The sequence below is a fragment of the Fibrobacter sp. UWP2 genome, assembly GCF_900141705.1.
In the GTDB taxonomy this organism is placed as follows: domain Bacteria; phylum Fibrobacterota; class Fibrobacteria; order Fibrobacterales; family Fibrobacteraceae; genus Fibrobacter.
Window position 1 is genome coordinate 73,135 of sequence record NZ_FQYM01000001.1, and the last position, 16,900, is coordinate 90,034.

The following is a 16,900-nucleotide window of genomic DNA, read 5'->3' on the forward strand; positions in this document are numbered from 1 at the left end:
GTCACTCTTTTTTACACGATGTCGCTACTCGAACAGGGCGCCTTCGTCCTCTTCGCCGTCATCGTAATCTTCGAGGGTCTTGCCGCTACCGGGGACAATGATGAGCCCTAGCGTCACGGGTTCGCCCTTCAAATTGACGTATGCTTCCAAATAGAGCGTGGTCGAGAGGCGGATGAGCCTAAGGTCGAGCATGGTGCCGCCCTTGTGGATGCTCTTGGGGTTCCTGTTGAAGAAGAGGAACTTCTTGTTGATGTACTCAAAGCGGTCCTGTTCGTAGTTTATTTGCCATTCAGAGTTGCCGTCGTTCTCCTGGCGGTAAGTGCAGCGGTCCTTGTCAATGTCGCACTCAAAGCTTGCGCTTTCCTGGTAACGCTTGTTCCACTCGCGGCTAAAGGCGCAGCTCTGCACGCGGCGACCACCGTTACGTTGTTTGTTCAACTGGTCGTTGATGACCACGTAGTCCATCTTTTTGTCTTTGACCTGGTTGTACACGTTCATCAAAATGATGTACGCCTCGATATTCTTAGGGCACTTGCCATCCAGTTCCACTTCCTCGTGAGCTTTTAAAAGGGTCTGTTGCAAGTCGAGGTCAATGGCGTCGGGGATCTCGCTCTCCTTGAGCTTGTCCAACACCTTCTTGGGGGGCACCACCACCACCTTGTCGCCCTGCTTAATAGCGTAACCCAGTTCGTCGCGCACGTAGTCCAGACACTGCTGCACGTGGATGTGCACCGTATTGGACCCGCCCGAAACAAAGTCCACACCAATGCGCACATTCCATGTGCCGGCATCGCTCGTGGAGCCCTTAATCAATTCGCAGAACGGCTCCTCGCGGATACCGTCAATGAACACGACCTTCGCGTTCAGCTTGGTCACCAGGGAGCCCTCCTTTTCGACGGCACCGCCCAGGCTCCAAAAGTTGGGGTTCAGGCGAAGCACCTCGGCAAAGGCCTTGTCGCCATCGAGCGCGGGGAGCAGGCTGTCGTTCCTCGCGTTCTTCTCCTTGAGGAGTTCCGAATACTCCGTCGTCACGTTCATGTTGCTAAAGCCGCTGCGCGCCTTGACCGGCACGCCCACCGTCGCCGCAAACGAGGCCTGCGCAAGCAAAAGCACCAGGGAGAAAAGCATAACAAAGGCAATGGAAAGATTCTTCATATAAAACCGTAAAAAGCTAGCACAATCCTGTCTCAGGTAAATTTAGCAAATGCGGTATGTGAAAATCCACCCAACTTGGGGCCTCCGCTTTGGGGTTCACCAAAATAGTGGTCCAGCCGCGGGCGTGGGCAGGCTCCAAGTTGCGCAGGGCATCCTCCAAAAGCACGATTTCGCGCCTGTTTTCGGGGAGTTCCCCGCGGGATTCCAGCCACTTTTCCATCTTTTGGTAGGCGCTCTCATGGGGCTTGCCTTCCCAGCCCAGCTGCTTGAGGTCAAAGACCGCGTCAATCGCGCTGTCGATTTTCATGTGAGCCAAGCCTGCCTCGCTCCAGTCGTGGCGACCGTTTGTAAATACGTACCTCGGGCCCGGTAGTTTTTGCAGGAGGGCGTACTTTTCGGGAGCCTCCTTGGGGTAAATCAAATACCTGGGCTCATGGATAAAGTCAAAAAAGTCGTCGGGGTCGGTGCCGTTCATCGCCATGAGCCCCGAGAGGGTCGTCCCAAAGCGCAGCAGGTAATCCTTGCGGATGCGGGTCGCATTCTCGAAGTCACCGCCCACGGTCTTTTGCACAAACTCGGCAATGCGCCTGTCGAGCGAATCCAGGACAAAGCGTTCCTCTTCGCCATACAGGGTCAGGTCGTAGTCAAAAAGCCAGATCAGAGCTACACTCCCATGGCAAGCCCGCCAATCTGGCGGGCCAGATAGGTCGCGTAGTTGTCCGTCATGCCGCTCACAAAGTCGAGCACCTGGTGGTAGGCCTCGGCAGCAGATACGCTCTGCCCGATTTTCGCCTGACCAATCAGGCGCACAATGCGGTCGGCGCGGTAGGAATTCTTGCCGTTCAGGCGGTAGTCGTACACGCCGTTGATGAACGCGTCGAGCACGGTGGCAAGCGTCGTGTAGCTACCCACTTCCAGTTCCGTCTTACGGCGGTCCGGATAGATGCGCTCCACGCCAAGGCGCTTCGCGATGCGGATTCCCCACATCACGTCGGACTTGGAGAGGTCTATCAGGTGCTTGGAAAGCTTGCCCTCCATGATTTCTTCGTAATGGTTCACGAATACGACCGCCACGTCGTCAATCAGGTTCTGGATAGCCTTGCCGCGGATGCTGCTGAGAAAGTCGCGAAAATTCCTCCCGTTCTCCTCGTACTCGCGATCAATATTCACCTCGGGGCCGCACAAGTAGCTGAACATGTCACGCACGTCGGCAAACGTCAAGATGCCGAGCTCGATGGCGTCCTCTACATCGAGAATGGAATAGCAAATATCGTCGGCAGCCTCTATGAGGTAGACCAGCGGGTGGCGAACCCACTTGCCGCTATCGATTTGCGGAAGCCCGAGAGTCTCCGCAGTAATGCTGTAGAGGTCGGCCTCGGTCGAAAAGAGGCTTGTCGGGCAGCCGTACTTGGCGATTTGCGGGTACTTCATCATCGAGCCGATGGTCGCGTACGTGAGGCGCATGCCACCGTCAAGGAAGTGGTATTCCAGCTTGCTCAAAATGCGGTGGCCCTGGGCGTTGCCGTCAAAATTCTCGAAATCGGCGATTTCCTTCTCGCTCAGGCCGCATAGCGGCGCGCTGGTGCGGTTCTTGCGGAACCATTCGCGTATGGCAGCCTCCCCCGCATGGCCGAACGGCGGGTTGCCTATGTCGTGCGCCAGGCAAGCCGACTGCACGATGGTGCCGAACTGGTACTCGTTAATGTACTTGGGCAAATACTGCTTGATCAGGTGGAAAATGGTGATAGCAAGGCTTCGGCCCACGCTCGAGACTTCGATGCTGTGCGTGAGGCGGCTGTGCACGTGGTCGTTCACCGAGAAGGGATGTACCTGAGTCTTACGGCCCAGGCGGCGAAAAGCGGTAGAAAAAACAATGCGGTCGTAATCGCGATGGTAATCGGAGCGGTTCGGGTCGCGATCGGCAGGATGGCCGTATCGCGTCGCCGACAAAAGAGTTTCCCAGTTGAGCATGCGGTAAATATAGCTAATTGTTTGACCACATGGTTTTTACCGGATACCCGGGAATAGTTTTGTCACTAGTTATTATTGTCAAATTTTCTGTTTGAGCCTGGCTGATTATCAAACGATCAAACGGATCCCTATGTATAAGTTCCAATGATTTAGTATGCTCAATATGTTCAGGAGTCATCCTTAATTGGACGAATCCAGCATCAGCGCACAGTTTAGCCTCTTCTACAACAGAAAAGCCCAGATCAATTTTTCCCAATTTTTGTTTAATCGCGATTTCCCATAACGAGGCAATGCTGTAAAAGCAAAGTTCCCGTTCCATTAAATCCTTAATGGAACGCGGCAACTCACTACTTCCTTGGGCATACCAAAGAATAGCACATGTATCCAGTAAAAACTGCATTACATGTAATCCGCAAAGTCAGCTACTGGCGCATTGAAGTCTGGAGCAATGTAAGTAATCTTATCTTTCATTGCCCCAAAACAGGATTTTCTGGGAGTCTTTGCCGATGCGCTATTTTTGGCGATGAGAAAATCAGCAAAATCCAACATCTCCTGCAGATACTGCAGGGGAATCTTTGAAATTTTTTCTTCCAGTAATTCGTACGGCATTATACAGCCTCTCCACTGATAAATATATAGTTCCGTACGTATTTTAGCAAGATACGTGCCACAAAAATGCGACGTTTTTATTTAAAAAACGCCTTATCTGTCTAAAAAAAGTCCAGACAGTGTTCAACTTACACATTTATGGACAGTATTTGATCGCTATTCGTCTTCGTCCTTGATGCAACGGACGGAGTGACCATCTATCTTTCCATAATGATAACCACTAATAAGCGCAGAAGATTCTCCGTACAAAAGCCATAAGTAAGCAAATTCACCATTAAATTCAGAAGCACTCCAAAAAGTAGCGTTTTCTCCAATAGCGAACGGCTCTAAACCATCATAGACTCCAGAAGGCAGCGCAGAAAAACCAAAATCATCCGAAGAATTCTTCCAATGATTGCGGAAATTCTTCGCTTGCATAGCTTTATAATCATTTCCCACATTAGAATACAATACATTCCATTCCTCATTGTTGGGCACATGCCACCCTTCGGGACAAATCCCCTTGACTGTTTGAGGCAAACCACAATTAACGTAATCATCCTCATCATCAACTTTAATATAACCACACTTTTTATTCTGTTTTGCCCAATAGATTGAATCAATAGCCGCACTCCAGGAATACAATCTTCCGTATTTTATGCAACTATCAGATTTGCTTTTATAGCACCAATTTCCATTTATCATACTCGGATAAATACTTTCATCAGCAAAATTCAAATTTTCCGCCATCCATGTCTGACTACCAATTTCAACCGTACGATAAATTTGTCCATCACGTTTATCAATCAATCTCCCATAGGAGATAGCTTCATTGCCATAAAAAAGTTTCCATTCATTTCCATAACAAAAATACGCATAATCATCATTGACGCTGCCATGGATTACTTGTCCAAATTCGAGGCACTTAATTCTTTCATTCTTTTCATAGTCATATGTATCAATTTCAATGGATGTCGCGTTTCGCCACATTTTCTTATCGGCATCATACATGTAATAGATGTCTTTATTGATTTGGCCTGTACGTATTTCTCCATCATTTTTTCCGACACCCCAAGTCGCAGTATCCTGTTCAATGTTTGTCGCTTTGCGCCAGTTCTTAGCATCGCAAATATACCAGACATTATCCTTGCCAAGTCCTACCGTATCTTGACGGTTCTTGGTACACCCGCGCAATTCAAGAGCACAATCGCTTTCAGACCCGCTGCACCAACTACTATCTTCAAATACATAGCAGTTAGACTTGACTACATCACCATTTTTTACGTCACCATCTTTTCCATCTTTCCATTTGTATGTATCTTTCTCGATATCCGTCGCCAAACGCCATTCGCGATTTTCACAGATGAAATGCGTTTCAAGGGCTTCTGCGACTTCGTTAAAGCGTTTTTCGATGCAACCACCAAGCATTCCTTCGACTTCAGTTGCCATTCGCCAAACGGTCTTGTCAAACACATAAACAACGTCTGTCACATTTCCTTTCTTAATTGATCCATCAGTAGAATCTTTCCATCCGAAAGTATCCTTTTCAATATTTATCGCTTCGCGCCAGCTCTTTGCATCGCAAATATACCAGACATTATCCTTGCCAAGTCCTACCGTATCTTGACGGTTCTTGGTACACCCGCGCAATTCAAGAGAGCAATCGCTTTCATACCCGCTTCGCCAACTACTATCCTCAAACACATAGCAGTTAGACTTGACTACATCACCATTTTTTACGTCACCATCTTTTCCATCTTTCCATTTGTATGTATCTTTCTCGATATCCGTCGCCTCACGCCATTCGCGTTTTTCACAGATGTAATGCGTTTCAAGAGCTTCTACAACTTCGTTAAAGCGTTTTTCGATGCAACCACCTATTTTTCCCTCGACTTCTGTCGCCACACGCCAAGATTTTCCATCACAATCGTATGGTTGTTCCTTATTCACGTTACCGAACACTATCTTGCCATCTTCATCACACTTCTTTTCATATGTATCATATTCCAACGCCGTCGCCTCATACCACAAATTCGACCTGCATATAAAGTACTTGTCCGCATAAACGCTTGCAGCATTCTGGTTCTTCTTCACCTCGCCTTCGCGCTCTTTATCGCATGTCCCAAGGCCGTAGTTCCGCCACCAGAAATTGTCCACATATTTTTCAAACGCCGGGACTCCGGTAGAAAGTTTCCAACCTGCGATATTATTGCGAATCAAGGCTAGCCCGCCGCTCATGCTCTGCGTAATCGCCCAGTCGGCAATCTGCGTTGCCGTTTTCGTATCGTTCCAAACACCATCGGACTCGATGTCGGCAGCATAATTCGCCAATCTTTCGCTAAAATCACCTTCAGAGAGATTTCCTTGCATAAGCACGCTTACGGCAAGGAGTGCCGCACTCTGGTCGCTTTCGCCAAAAATATTCAGGTCTTCGGCATCATCAAAATCCCCCTCTATTTCAAAGGATTTGAGCACCTCGGTTTCGGCCTGTTTTTTTGCTTCTGCCACAGAAACAGACTCTTCTTCCGTAGCCAAGTACAGCGAGCGTTCATACGACAAATGCGTAAGCAAGTTGACGTTCACCTCATCGCGCTTGGACAGGTCCGTAAGCGCATAGAGCGTCACCTGCGACCTGGATTTTTCGCCGGTAACCTCGTTCCGGTAAAAACCATTCGCCTTGAGGAGCGCATACTGCGATTCCAGCTTGTTCACCTTCACGGAGAACTCGCCCATGTCGTTCTTGATTTTGCCTTCAAAGCCAAGACCCGTTTGTGCCAGCGTTTCTCCGTTGAGTTCCTGCACAGTCACGCTGGAGCCGTTTACGAACGGTCCCTTCTGCGAGACTCCCGTAACGGTCTTGTCGGAAATCGCAATAATCTCCTGGTCTTCTACAGACCCCCCGGCATTTTTACTGTCGTCGCCGCAAGCGGCGAAAAGCAGTGCCACGCTAGATACGATCGCTAAGACATTATTCTTGGTAAAGTTTCTCATTTTTTCCTCCTCTTGGCAGAAGGTCTGTTTTGTTTAGAATTCATATCCGTCAGCGGAAAGAACTGCATGTTCAAGCGATAGACTTCGTCGGTCCTGGGCGTCATGGTCGCAATCGCATTGATGCGACGCCTGCATTCCGCAAGTTCCGCCACAACCCGGTCATAAGATTCACGAGTAATCCCGACGGTGAGTCCCGTCATATTACGCTTCTCGGGCGGTTCATTTTTCAAGGCATCTACGGCAAGCTCCGCATACTGGCGCTGTAAATCAGAAGATACCGCCTTCGCCACATGGGGATCCATACGCAAGGAGCGATTACATTCGCGATAACCGCCATCCGCCCCCTGTTCCAGGAAGCCCGCCCGCACAAGAAAATCCAGAATTTCGTGGACTTCGCTCGTCGGGATTCGGTTCCTGCTCGCCTTGGACAGCTGTTTCGCCGTAGCCTTCGGCATTGCAGAGGCCAGTTCCCTCAAAAGCGAATTCTTCCACGACTTGAAGAAATCATATTCCTTGATCCCGACAATGCGGACCTTGTGAATGCGCGCAAGCTCGCCAATCTGTTCAAGCACGGCCTTCTTTTCCGCATCCTTTTTTGCATTGGCATACGCCACCAGCAGACAGAAGTAAGTTTCTTCGTACCCGACAAGGCCCATTGCGGCAGCCACTTGAGGCGCCGACTTATCGCCTAGATTCTTTTTCCCTTCGCACACATATTGCAAAAACACCGGCGAAGCAATCCCCGCCTTTTTAGCAAAGACTCCCCATGAAAAGGGAACAGCGGAATCAGCCTTCCGTTCCCTATAAAAATCCCGGATATACCTCCGGTAATCGACATATTCCATGACGGGTTTCATCATTCATGAAATTAAATAAAAAAGTCAATTTTTGCAATATTTAGAATATAAAATTTGCTTAAATTTGCGCAAAATCACAAATTCTCAATATAAAACGTCATTTTTTGCTAAAATTCAGTATACAATCGGATAAAAAAGCCCATACATGCCAAATTGGCCGCATTCTCCACTTTCAACTTTTTCTAACTTGTCCCGCATGATTACACGCACCATCGACAGAAACTTCGCCAACATGCGCCTGGACCGCTTTTTGCGTAAAGCCTTCCCCGACGAATCGTTGTCGGTCTTTTTCGCCGTGCTCCGCAAAAAGAAGGTGCGCGTGAACGGGGTCGTCGGCAAGGCGAACCAGATGCTCGCCGAGGGCGACGTCGTCAACATCTACGAAAACTTCAAGAGCGTGGCCGAAGAGGAACGCGACGGAACCGCCCACGCAGCAAAGCCCGCAGAAACGACCGCGGCAAATCCCGGTTGGGGCAAGCCCAAGACCGAAAAAGAGAAAAACGCTGCTTGGGGCGTCTCCAAAAAACTCGACATCGTCATCCAGACCGAGGACTACGTGATTGTGAACAAGCCCTCGGGACTCGCAAGTCAACCGGGCAGCGGCACGCGCCCCGGCGAGAGCCTTGTGGAATACCTCTGGGAATGGGGTAACGAGGAAGGGCTCGACTTCCGCCCCACCATAGCCCACCGCCTGGACCAGGAAACCTCGGGGCTTTTGATTGCCGCCCTCCATGGCGACACGCTCCGTGAACTCACGCGCCTCATTCGCGAACACGAAGTCGACAAGTTCTACTACGCGCTAGTCAAGGGGAACCTCAAACGCGACAAGGGCACCATTGACGAGAGCCTCACCCGCACCGACGCCGCCAAGGGCAGCAAAATGAAGGTCGGCGAAACGGGCAAAGACGCCCAGCGCGCCATTACGCATTACCGCGTCAAGCAGCACTACGAGGGCTACGACCTCGTAAAAATCAAGCTTGAGACCGGTCGCATGCACCAGATCCGTGCCCATTTCGCAAGCATCGGCCACCCGCTCTTGGGCGACACCCGTTACGGCGACTTTGCCCTCAACCGCGAAGTCAAAAAGGAACTCGGGTTGAACCGGCTGTTTTTGCACAGTTGCCGCCTCGAATTTGTGTGGAAGGGCAACAAGATTGTGCTCGACTGCCCGCTTCCCAAGGAACTCGATGACATAATCCGGCAACTGAAGCCCATCAGGTTCAACCGGGAACGGTAAAAAATTCAGGGGTTAGCGTTTGATGAAACTTTGGGCATCGGTATTATCTTGTCTATTCTTGCTCGCCGCCTGTGACGACCATTCGTCCAGTTCCGAGGAACTCCCGCCCGAAGAGGACCTCTCGAGCAGCGTCCCCGAAAGTTCCGGCAGCATCAATTCTTCGGCACAATTCGCCTACCCCAGCGAAGCCCTCATCGGCATGAATCTCATTGACGACGCGAGCAAGGTGGCTGAACTCGAAAACAAGATGAAAGTTTCGATAGACTACGATTACTACATCGGGACCCGCGAAGTCACCTGCGGCGAATTCTTTGCCTTCATCCCCTACCCGCCAATAAAAACAGCCGTTTGTGCCGACGACAGCCTCCCAGTGGCAAACGTCTCGTTCTTTGACGCCGTGCTGTTTTTGAACGCCAAGAGCAAGGCTCACCACCTGGATACCGCCTACAGCTACACCAACATACTCTACGACACCGAAGGGCACGTGCTGAACCTCGAGAGTTTCGCCTTCCACAACGACGCCAACGGTTTCCGCCTGCCCACCGAATCCGAGTGGACCTATGTTGCCTCCAAGGGGTGGAAACCCCAAAAAAGCTGGAACGCATCCAATTCAAATTTCACTTCGCACAAGGTGTGCTCCATTGGCAACGACAGCCAAGGCTATTGCGACTTCGCCGGGAACGTGATGGAATGGGCAAATGACTGGTACAGCCCCCTCTTTGATACGACCGTCGTGAACTACACCGGAGCCCCTGACGGGGGGATTATCGGCAAACGAGTTGTCAAGGGGGGCTGCTACGCCAACAGCGAAGCCTCCATAACCCTGTTCAGCCGCAACGACATCTACACCATCACCTCGGCAACACGCTCCGCCTACATCGGCTTCCGCCTTGCCCTGGGCGCCATCCCCAACCCCACCTGGATGGACGGCAGCAAAAACACCGTCATAAGCAGGACCATCCCCCTCGCAAGCGCGAGCATCATCAAGAACATCTACAAGACCTACAACGCCAAGCTGGTGTTCCGCAACGATGTTTCGCAAAAGCTCAACCTCATCAAGTACAATGAAGACATCCCCGCCGTCATCGAGATCAACGACACGCTGAACGCCTACCACCCCGACATCTCTCCCGACGGCAAATACGTCGCGTTCTGCACGAACCTCGAAGGGGTCACCGGCAAATCCAAACTGTACGTGCGTGACTTAAACGAGACCGGAATCAAGCATGTGGAACTTGACGTCGAAAGCGCAGCCATCCCGCGGTGGCGCGTCCTGGAGAACGGCGACACCGTCATCACCTACGTGACCGACGCCGGCAACAACAAGGACAACGCGACATTCGCCGCCACCAGCACTTGGCAAGTCAAGTTCGAGAACGGCAAATTCGGCACTCCCGAAAAGCTCTTTGATGGAGCCTACCACGGCGGCATCAGCAGCGACGGCAAACTCGCCGTAACTGGAGCAAGGCTCCTCCGTGCCCGCGTGAACGGAGTCGACACCATTTGGTACAACGGCAATCAGGCGTGCAACGCAAGTCTCGCGATGGACGGCACCAAGCGCACCGTATTCCTGGACTTTGGCGGGGAAACGGGTTCCGGCTACGTAGGCAGTTCCTACACCGCCCGCGAATACGCCTTTATCGCCGACAGCACCGGCAAACTCCTCCAGGCAATCAAGGCAAAAAGCGGATACACTTACGACCATGTGGAATGGGCTTCCGACGGAATCCACTCCAACATCGTGGCGACCCTCGCCGACAACAACGGTCTCCACGGGAAAATCGTCCTTATCGACCCCAACCTGGGAACGGTCACCGACCTCGCCGAGAGCGACGACCTGTGGCACCCCTGCCTTTGGGTCAAACGGACGGATCCTGCGAACAGCTCCACCCATTTAAACCCCGACAGCGCCGGCATCTACTTTATTCCCGGCTACCCCGAAAACGTCATCCAGTGGCGCTACAAAATGGAATCGTTCTGGCAGTTCAAGGATTCCGCCACCACGGTGTTCCTCGGTTCCTCCAGGTCCCACTACGGATTGGTACCCGAGAACATCACCAGTCCCGATTTGGCAATCAACATGGCTGTGCCCTTCAACGTCAACCACGGAGTGTACTTTTTGGCAAAGAACTACGTACTGAACCTGATGCCAAAGCTAAAATACATTGTCATCGGCCTCGACATGGACCGCTTTGTGGTGCCGTCGTCATCCAGTTTTTTCCTTACCCTGTATAAGAATCTCCCCGGCTACACCTATGACGAGAACCACAAATTCTGGGCCGGTGAAGACGTCTCCGAAATGTACGAAATGACCCACGGGGCGCTTGGTCGCGAATCCTACGCCATCCACCTGCTACCACCCCGTGGCTACGACGACGGCCCAGGGCATCCTTGGCCCGCTGTACCCGAGATTGTCCGCGACACCATTTGGAGTGCCGTGGACTCGGCCTCGTACCGCGAGAACTTCAACTACATCGAAGAGACCTTGAAGCTCGCCAAGGCCAAAAACATTCGTGTCGTTGGCGTGGAACTCCCCTCGAACCCCAACTACCGCAACACAGGCGCTTATGGGAAAGAGGGAATTCAACGCAGCAAGGCGCCGGCTCTATTGCAGGAGATTGCCGACCTCAGCAAAACATACCCCAACTTCACTTTCTTTGACGCGAACCAAATGGGAAACCACGACTTTTACGGGGACGTGGCTCGCGATTCCGACCACCTTGGTCACGACGGAGCACACCGTATCACCACGAAAATTGATTCGCTGCTTAAAACCTTGCCTTGAGCAACGAATCCAGGCGAGACGTGAATTGTTTTGCGCCCTCGATACTTAAATGCACGCTGTTATTAGCCATGCGATCGCTGTAATCGTGGTTGCCGCCCTTGTTTTCGTCAAACACGTAAAAACCCATGTCCTTGGCTTTTTGGATAATCTTCTCGGCCACAGAACGGCGAGGTCCAAAAAGGCAATAACTTCCCGTACTCCTATAGTCCGGGCTTCGTGGCGTAATCGCGAGGAACACCTTGATTCCACGCTCTTCTGCTTTCCGCTTAATTGCAGCCAATGAACTAAACGAGTTTTTCAAATTTCGGTCATCCCATTCGCGGAGGGTAGTATCCACGGTCACGCTTGCCTTGTTCCAATCAATCGTGGGCAACAAGAATGTTCCCTCAATGTAGTCTGACGAAAGCAAATCCATGGAATATTCCTGAACCTGACTATACCTCGCAATGTCATCCTTGGTAGCTTCACTCAAATGATTTCTGTCATATTTCAAGCCAGGAGAGTTGCTATAAATGAAGTTCCAAAACTCCTGACGAGTCCTAAACATAAAGCCCGGATTCAACTCTATCATAATAACTTTCACGTTTTTGGCAAAGGGGAACACATAGGTATCCAACAAGAACCGGATTGCAAAAAGGTCACCAAGCGTAAATGCCATATTGAGCGGCTTATATGCGGTAATGGAATCGTCAATGACCGCATTTAAAATCATGGAGCTTCCCATGGAAATAAACTCTACTTCTTTATACACCTGCCAGAATTTCTGAATTTTAATTGCCACTTCCGCTGTTGCCGAGGAATAGCCATAAAAAACACTATACCCATAGTAAACTCCAGCGCTGTCTATGTCGACGTAATTTTCACTAGAGCCTTCACTTTTTTGAATCCACAAACTCGGGTGCCAAATTTCGTCGCCCTTGACCAGATCCATCACAGAACTGTCCTTGGGATTCAACAACACTATTTTTTCGTGAGAACCGCCTGCATTCGTCAACGTCGCCACAACAAGGTCGTCCGCCCACTCCGTATGATCAAAACTGTAGCCCGATGGAGAAGGAATCCCCTGAACCAGGTTTCCAAGGCTATCGACAATCAAGATCATCTCGTGGGTTCCATAATTCACACCAGTAAATTTCCGTCCCGGAGCGCCACCAAAATCCAAGAACAGGGTCTGTTTCCCTATTTTAGAAAGGCTCACATTGCAAGCCTGCTCCCCACTATACCACAGCGTATTGGCTCCATGGACCCTAGCCCGCAAAAGCCTGGCTCCCGTCACAGCAAGGGCACCGTCGTCGCTAACCCCTCCATGATAAGACCCGTCAAAAAGTTTTTGAGGCGTCTTGAACTCGCCATTGGCAAAAACGACCTGCCATGTGCTCGCCTTGGCAAAATCAGCGTCAGATTTGTTGTTGGCAGCACCACTCACATACACAATGGCGGTATCGCCATTTTCAAGGACTCTCCACCGCGGAATCGCCGCGCTCTCGACATCCAACCGAACCGCACGGGATCCCTTCGCCGTCAGTTCCCGTACATAGACAGAGGATTTTCCTTCGACGCCTTCAATTCCCGTACAAAAAGCCACGAGCTTTCCGTCAGGGGAAATTTCAGGATGATAGGCATCAAGGGTATCCTCTATTTCTATGGCAGACATTCCCCCAATAGAGTAATCCACATACGCCAAATTTCCCGTCGCATCATTCCTAAAGACCAGCTTGGTTTTAAATGTCCCCGTCAAGTCGTGGACTCTCACTGCATTTGCAATGGGCACAACAGGAGTTTCGCTCACCTTGCCAGTCGAAGTCAGATACGTGGGATTGGGGATTTTTCCAAACGCAAGACGGAATCCCAAGTAATAAGTCCTTGTAGTCGAGGTGATTGTATAGACATCCCCTCTAGAATAGGGCTTAAAAGTAGCGAGGTCTGTCCGGTAACTACCTCCCTTGAGGACGCGTTCACCGAGGTTCCCTCCATTGGGAGCCCCCACATAATTGGCAACAGTCGTATCTTTAAAGAGCCCAAGCCAGTCATTGACCCACTCCATGACGTTCCCCTCCATATCACAAAAGGTGGCGTCCATATTGGTCTTGCAAACTTCGTGAGTCCCTAAGTTCAAATACTCAGCGAGCCTGGTTCCGTAAAACAAAGATTTACGGGGAGACCAATCCACACTCGCCGCAAGCATCCATTCGGCCTCGGTCGGCAAACGGTAGGCGTCTACATTAGGGTTAAAAGCATAGCCTTCCAATCCCACACAATGCCCTTTGTCGTCAAAGGAGGTTCCCACATAAGTGTAGGCGGTATCAAGCCCCTCGTCCTTGCTTCTGGCATTGGCAAAAAGAACCGCATCGTAAAAAGTGACATCGGCAGCAGGACGCCCCGTGCTGGGGCAATAAACCTTGGCGTGTTTGCTCATGAACTTGTTGTATTCGCTACAGGTAACCTCATGGCGCCCTATCGAATAATCGTAACCGAATTCGGCCCTCATAGAGGGTCTTTCCTTGATAAGCCCCTCATTGGAACCCAAGGAAACGCTTTTCCCTGTCGCCAAGATACGAACCATGTCGCTCGCCAAGGAATCCGCCAAAACGTAGGAATGCGAAAGCACAAAGGAATCGTCGTCAGGCAACACGGAATTGGAGCATGCGCCCAAAAGGCTCAAACTCCAAACCAAAACCAATCTGCCGACGAATTTCATGTGCGCAAATTTACCATTTTACTGGCAACCGATCCCCGCCAATTCACAAACGGGAGCAAAAATTCCTATATTTTCGCGCGAAATTTAGCGTTCCAAGAGGAATAAAAAAATGAAAGTTTCTTTGAATTGGCTCAGGCGTCACGTTGATCTTCCGGAATCTGCGGAAGAGGTTGCAAAGGCCCTCACCTCCATTGGCCTTGAAGTCGAAGGCATGGAAGAACCGGGCAAGGTCTACGACAAGCTTATCGTAGCGAAGGTTCTCACATGCGAACCGCACCCCGATAGTGACCACCTGCATATCACCACGGTGAACGATGGAAAGGAGACGCTCCAGGTAGTTTGCGGCGCCCCGAACGTGGCCGCAGGCCAGACTGTGGTGCTCGCCCCGATTGGCGCGGAACTCCCGCTCCCCGACGGCACCAAGCTCAAGATGAAGAAATCCAAGATCCGCGGTGTCGAGAGCTTCGGCATGATTTGCGCCGAAGACGAGATTGGCCTCAGCGACGACCACGCGGGCATCATGGTCTTGGACGACAGCATCCCGGCGGGCACCCCGTTTGTTTCGCTCGGTATGTACGACGTGTGCTACGAACTGAACGTGACCCCGAACCGTCCCGACGCCCTAAGCCACCGCGGAGTCGCCCGTGAACTCGCTGCCAAGTTCAACCGCCCGCTCAAGCCCCTCCAGTACGAACTCAAGGAAGACGCCGAGGCGGCAAGTTCCGCCATCAGCCTCGAAGTAGTTCCGGGTTGCGGCTGCACCCGCTACGTGGGCCGCGTCATCAAAGACGTGAAGGTCGAAAAGTCTCCCGCCTGGCTCGCGAAACTCTTGCACGCGGTGGGCATGAACAGCATCAACAACGTGGTCGACGTCACGAACTTCATTTTGATGGACGTGGGCCAGCCGCTCCACAGCTTTGACATGGATCAGTTGAACGGGAAGACCATCAAGGTTCGCCGCGCCGTGAAGGGCGAAAAGATCGAGACCATCGACCACACCGCCCACGAACTTTTGGAAAGCGACCTCGTGATTTGCGACGGCGACCGTCCCGCCTGCGTCGCAGGTGTCATGGGTGGCGTAGAATCCGAAATCGTCGACGCGACCAAGAACGTGTTCCTCGAGAGCGCCTGGTTCAACCCGACCATCGTCCGTAAGCAAAGCAAGCGCCTTTGCATCACGACCGACTCCAGCTATCGCTTTGAACGCGAAATCGACTTCTGCACCCAGGACGAATACAGCCGTTACGCCTGCGCCATGATCCAGGAACTGGCCGGCGGTCGCATTTTGAAGGGCTCAGTCGAATACACCGGCGACGACCACAAAAAGGAACTGGACCAGGTGACGCTCCGCACCGAACGTGCAGCGAAGGTCATCGGCATGGAAGTGACGACCGAGCAAATCGAAAAGCTCCTCACGGGCATCTGCCTCGAAGTAATTACGAAGGATGCCGATTCCATCACGTTCCGCATCCCGAGTTTCCGCCCCGACCTCACCCGCGAGGTGGACCTCATCGAAGAAATCGCGCGCCTCATCGGGTTCGACAACATCCCGTACAGCCTCCCGAAATTCACCATGCAGCCGAACGAACTTCCGGCGATTGAAGTTTTGAACCGCAAAATCCGCAAGACGCTCTCGGCCATGGGACTCCACGAATGCCTCTCGCTCCGCTTTACGAGCAAGGCACGTACCGAGGCCCTGTTCGGTGCCGCAAACGACGCCGACAAGAGGAGCATGCCCGCGCTTTTGCTGAACCCGCTTAGCGAAGAACTGGGAGCCGTGCCCACAAGCCTTCTCCCGAACCTCCTCAAGGCCGTCGCCGAAAACGAAAAGAACCGCCCCGGCAACATTCGCTTGTTCGAAGTCGCCAAGGGCCAGTTCAAGCGCGACCGCAAGGACGTGCGCGACCCGGGATTCGATGAATCGAACCTCGTGGCCATCGCTGTCGCAGGCGCCTTTGACGTGGACCCGCTGAACGACAAGCCCAAGCAGATTGACTTTGCCTCCTTCAAGGGTCTCGTGGTCTCGTTCTTCAAGCGTCTGGGCTTCGTGGTCGAAATCCGCGTCCCTCAAAAGCTCGAAGTATTCCTCCACCCGGGTAAGCAGGCGGAAGTCCTCGTGAACGGCAATTCCGTTGCGACGTTCGGCGCGCTCCACCCCTCGGCCATGGCAGCAAACGAAATCACGTACGACACCTACGTGCTCGAAGCCGACATGGACAAGCTCGTGAAGGAATCGCACAAGAAGATTGTGTTCCAGCCGTTCAGCCGCCAGGTGCCCTCGAGCCGCGACATCTCGATTGAAGTCACCAAGGCAATGACGCACGAAGAAGTGCTCGCCCGCATCAAAAGCTTCAACCCGAAGAACCTCGCGAAGATCACCCTCAAGAGCATCTACGAAGGCGAAAAGATCGAGGCCGGCAAAAAGAACATGGTGTACAGCCTCGTCTACCAGGCAATGGACCGCACGCTCACCGACGACGAAGTCAACAAGGCGCACAACAAGCTCCGCGAAAAGCTCGTGCAGAACGGTGACATCGTCCTCAGGTAATTAACTACCGGTTGCCATGGCGATCCCAGCCCAGCATAAAAAAAGCTGCCATAAGGCAGCTTTTTTTACA

11 protein-coding genes are annotated in these 16,900 nt (G+C 51.9%); 3 read left to right on the forward strand and 8 right to left on the reverse strand.

Going from position 1 to position 16,900, the window contains the following annotated elements; translation table 11 throughout:
- Positions 1–24: 24 nt before the first annotated feature.
- The 7 genes from BUB55_RS00320 to BUB55_RS00350 all read right to left on the reverse strand — a co-directional run bounded on the left by BUB55_RS00320 (position 25) and on the right by BUB55_RS00350 (position 7,565).
- A complete protein-coding gene (locus BUB55_RS00320; protein WP_234971733.1) occupies positions 25–1,155 on the reverse strand; it encodes a hypothetical protein in 1,131 nt (376 codons plus the stop codon).
- A gap of 16 nt (positions 1,156–1,171) precedes the next feature.
- Complete coding sequence (locus tag BUB55_RS00325; protein ID WP_234971734.1) at positions 1,172–1,726, reverse strand: HAD family hydrolase; 555 nt, start codon at positions 1,724–1,726, stop codon at positions 1,172–1,174.
- A gap of 92 nt (positions 1,727–1,818) precedes the next feature.
- Positions 1,819–3,126 carry a deoxyguanosinetriphosphate triphosphohydrolase gene (locus tag BUB55_RS00330; RefSeq protein WP_073187190.1) on the reverse strand — a complete coding sequence of 436 codons (1,308 nt, stop codon included), beginning with the start codon at positions 3,124–3,126 and terminating at the stop codon, positions 1,819–1,821.
- 13 nt (positions 3,127–3,139) lie between these two features.
- The gene (locus BUB55_RS00335; protein WP_073187192.1) at positions 3,140–3,526 is read right to left on the reverse strand and encodes a type II toxin-antitoxin system VapC family toxin; all 387 of its coding nucleotides are present in this window, start codon (positions 3,524–3,526) and stop codon (positions 3,140–3,142) included.
- Positions 3,526–3,735 (reverse strand): type II toxin-antitoxin system VapB family antitoxin, encoded by a 210-nt coding sequence (locus BUB55_RS00340; protein WP_073187193.1) that lies wholly within the window; start codon positions 3,733–3,735, stop codon positions 3,526–3,528. The genes BUB55_RS00335 and BUB55_RS00340 overlap by 1 nt, the downstream gene beginning before the upstream one ends.
- 156 nt (positions 3,736–3,891) lie before the next feature.
- On the reverse strand, positions 3,892–6,705 hold the full coding sequence (locus BUB55_RS00345; RefSeq protein ID WP_073187195.1) for a fibrobacter succinogenes major paralogous domain-containing protein: 2,814 nt from the start codon (positions 6,703–6,705) through the stop codon (positions 3,892–3,894).
- A complete protein-coding gene (locus BUB55_RS00350) occupies positions 6,702–7,565 on the reverse strand; it encodes a TIGR02147 family protein (RefSeq protein ID WP_083596796.1) in 864 nt (287 codons plus the stop codon). The genes BUB55_RS00345 and BUB55_RS00350 overlap by 4 nt, the downstream gene beginning before the upstream one ends.
- Positions 7,566–7,758: 193 nt before the next feature.
- On the opposite strand from BUB55_RS00350, the gene BUB55_RS00355 reads away from it, so the two are divergent.
- Entirely contained in the window at positions 7,759–8,799 is a 1,041-nt protein-coding gene (locus BUB55_RS00355) for an RluA family pseudouridine synthase (protein ID WP_073187707.1), read from the forward strand.
- Positions 8,800–8,821: 22 nt separating this feature from the next.
- Positions 8,822–11,584 carry a TIGR02171 family lipoprotein gene (locus BUB55_RS00360; RefSeq protein WP_073187197.1) on the forward strand — a complete coding sequence of 921 codons (2,763 nt, stop codon included), beginning with the start codon at positions 8,822–8,824 and terminating at the stop codon, positions 11,582–11,584.
- Here BUB55_RS00360 and BUB55_RS00365 read toward each other — a convergent pair.
- Positions 11,568–14,282 carry a TIGR02171 family lipoprotein gene (locus tag BUB55_RS00365; protein ID WP_073187198.1) on the reverse strand — a complete coding sequence of 905 codons (2,715 nt, stop codon included), beginning with the start codon at positions 14,280–14,282 and terminating at the stop codon, positions 11,568–11,570. The genes BUB55_RS00360 and BUB55_RS00365 overlap by 17 nt on opposite strands.
- Before the next feature lie 109 nt (positions 14,283–14,391).
- Here BUB55_RS00365 and pheT point away from each other — a divergent pair, with 109 nt between their 5' ends.
- Complete coding sequence (gene pheT, locus BUB55_RS00370; RefSeq protein ID WP_073187200.1) at positions 14,392–16,830, forward strand: phenylalanine--tRNA ligase subunit beta; 2,439 nt, start codon at positions 14,392–14,394, stop codon at positions 16,828–16,830.
- The last annotated feature ends 70 nt before the right edge of the window (positions 16,831–16,900 follow it).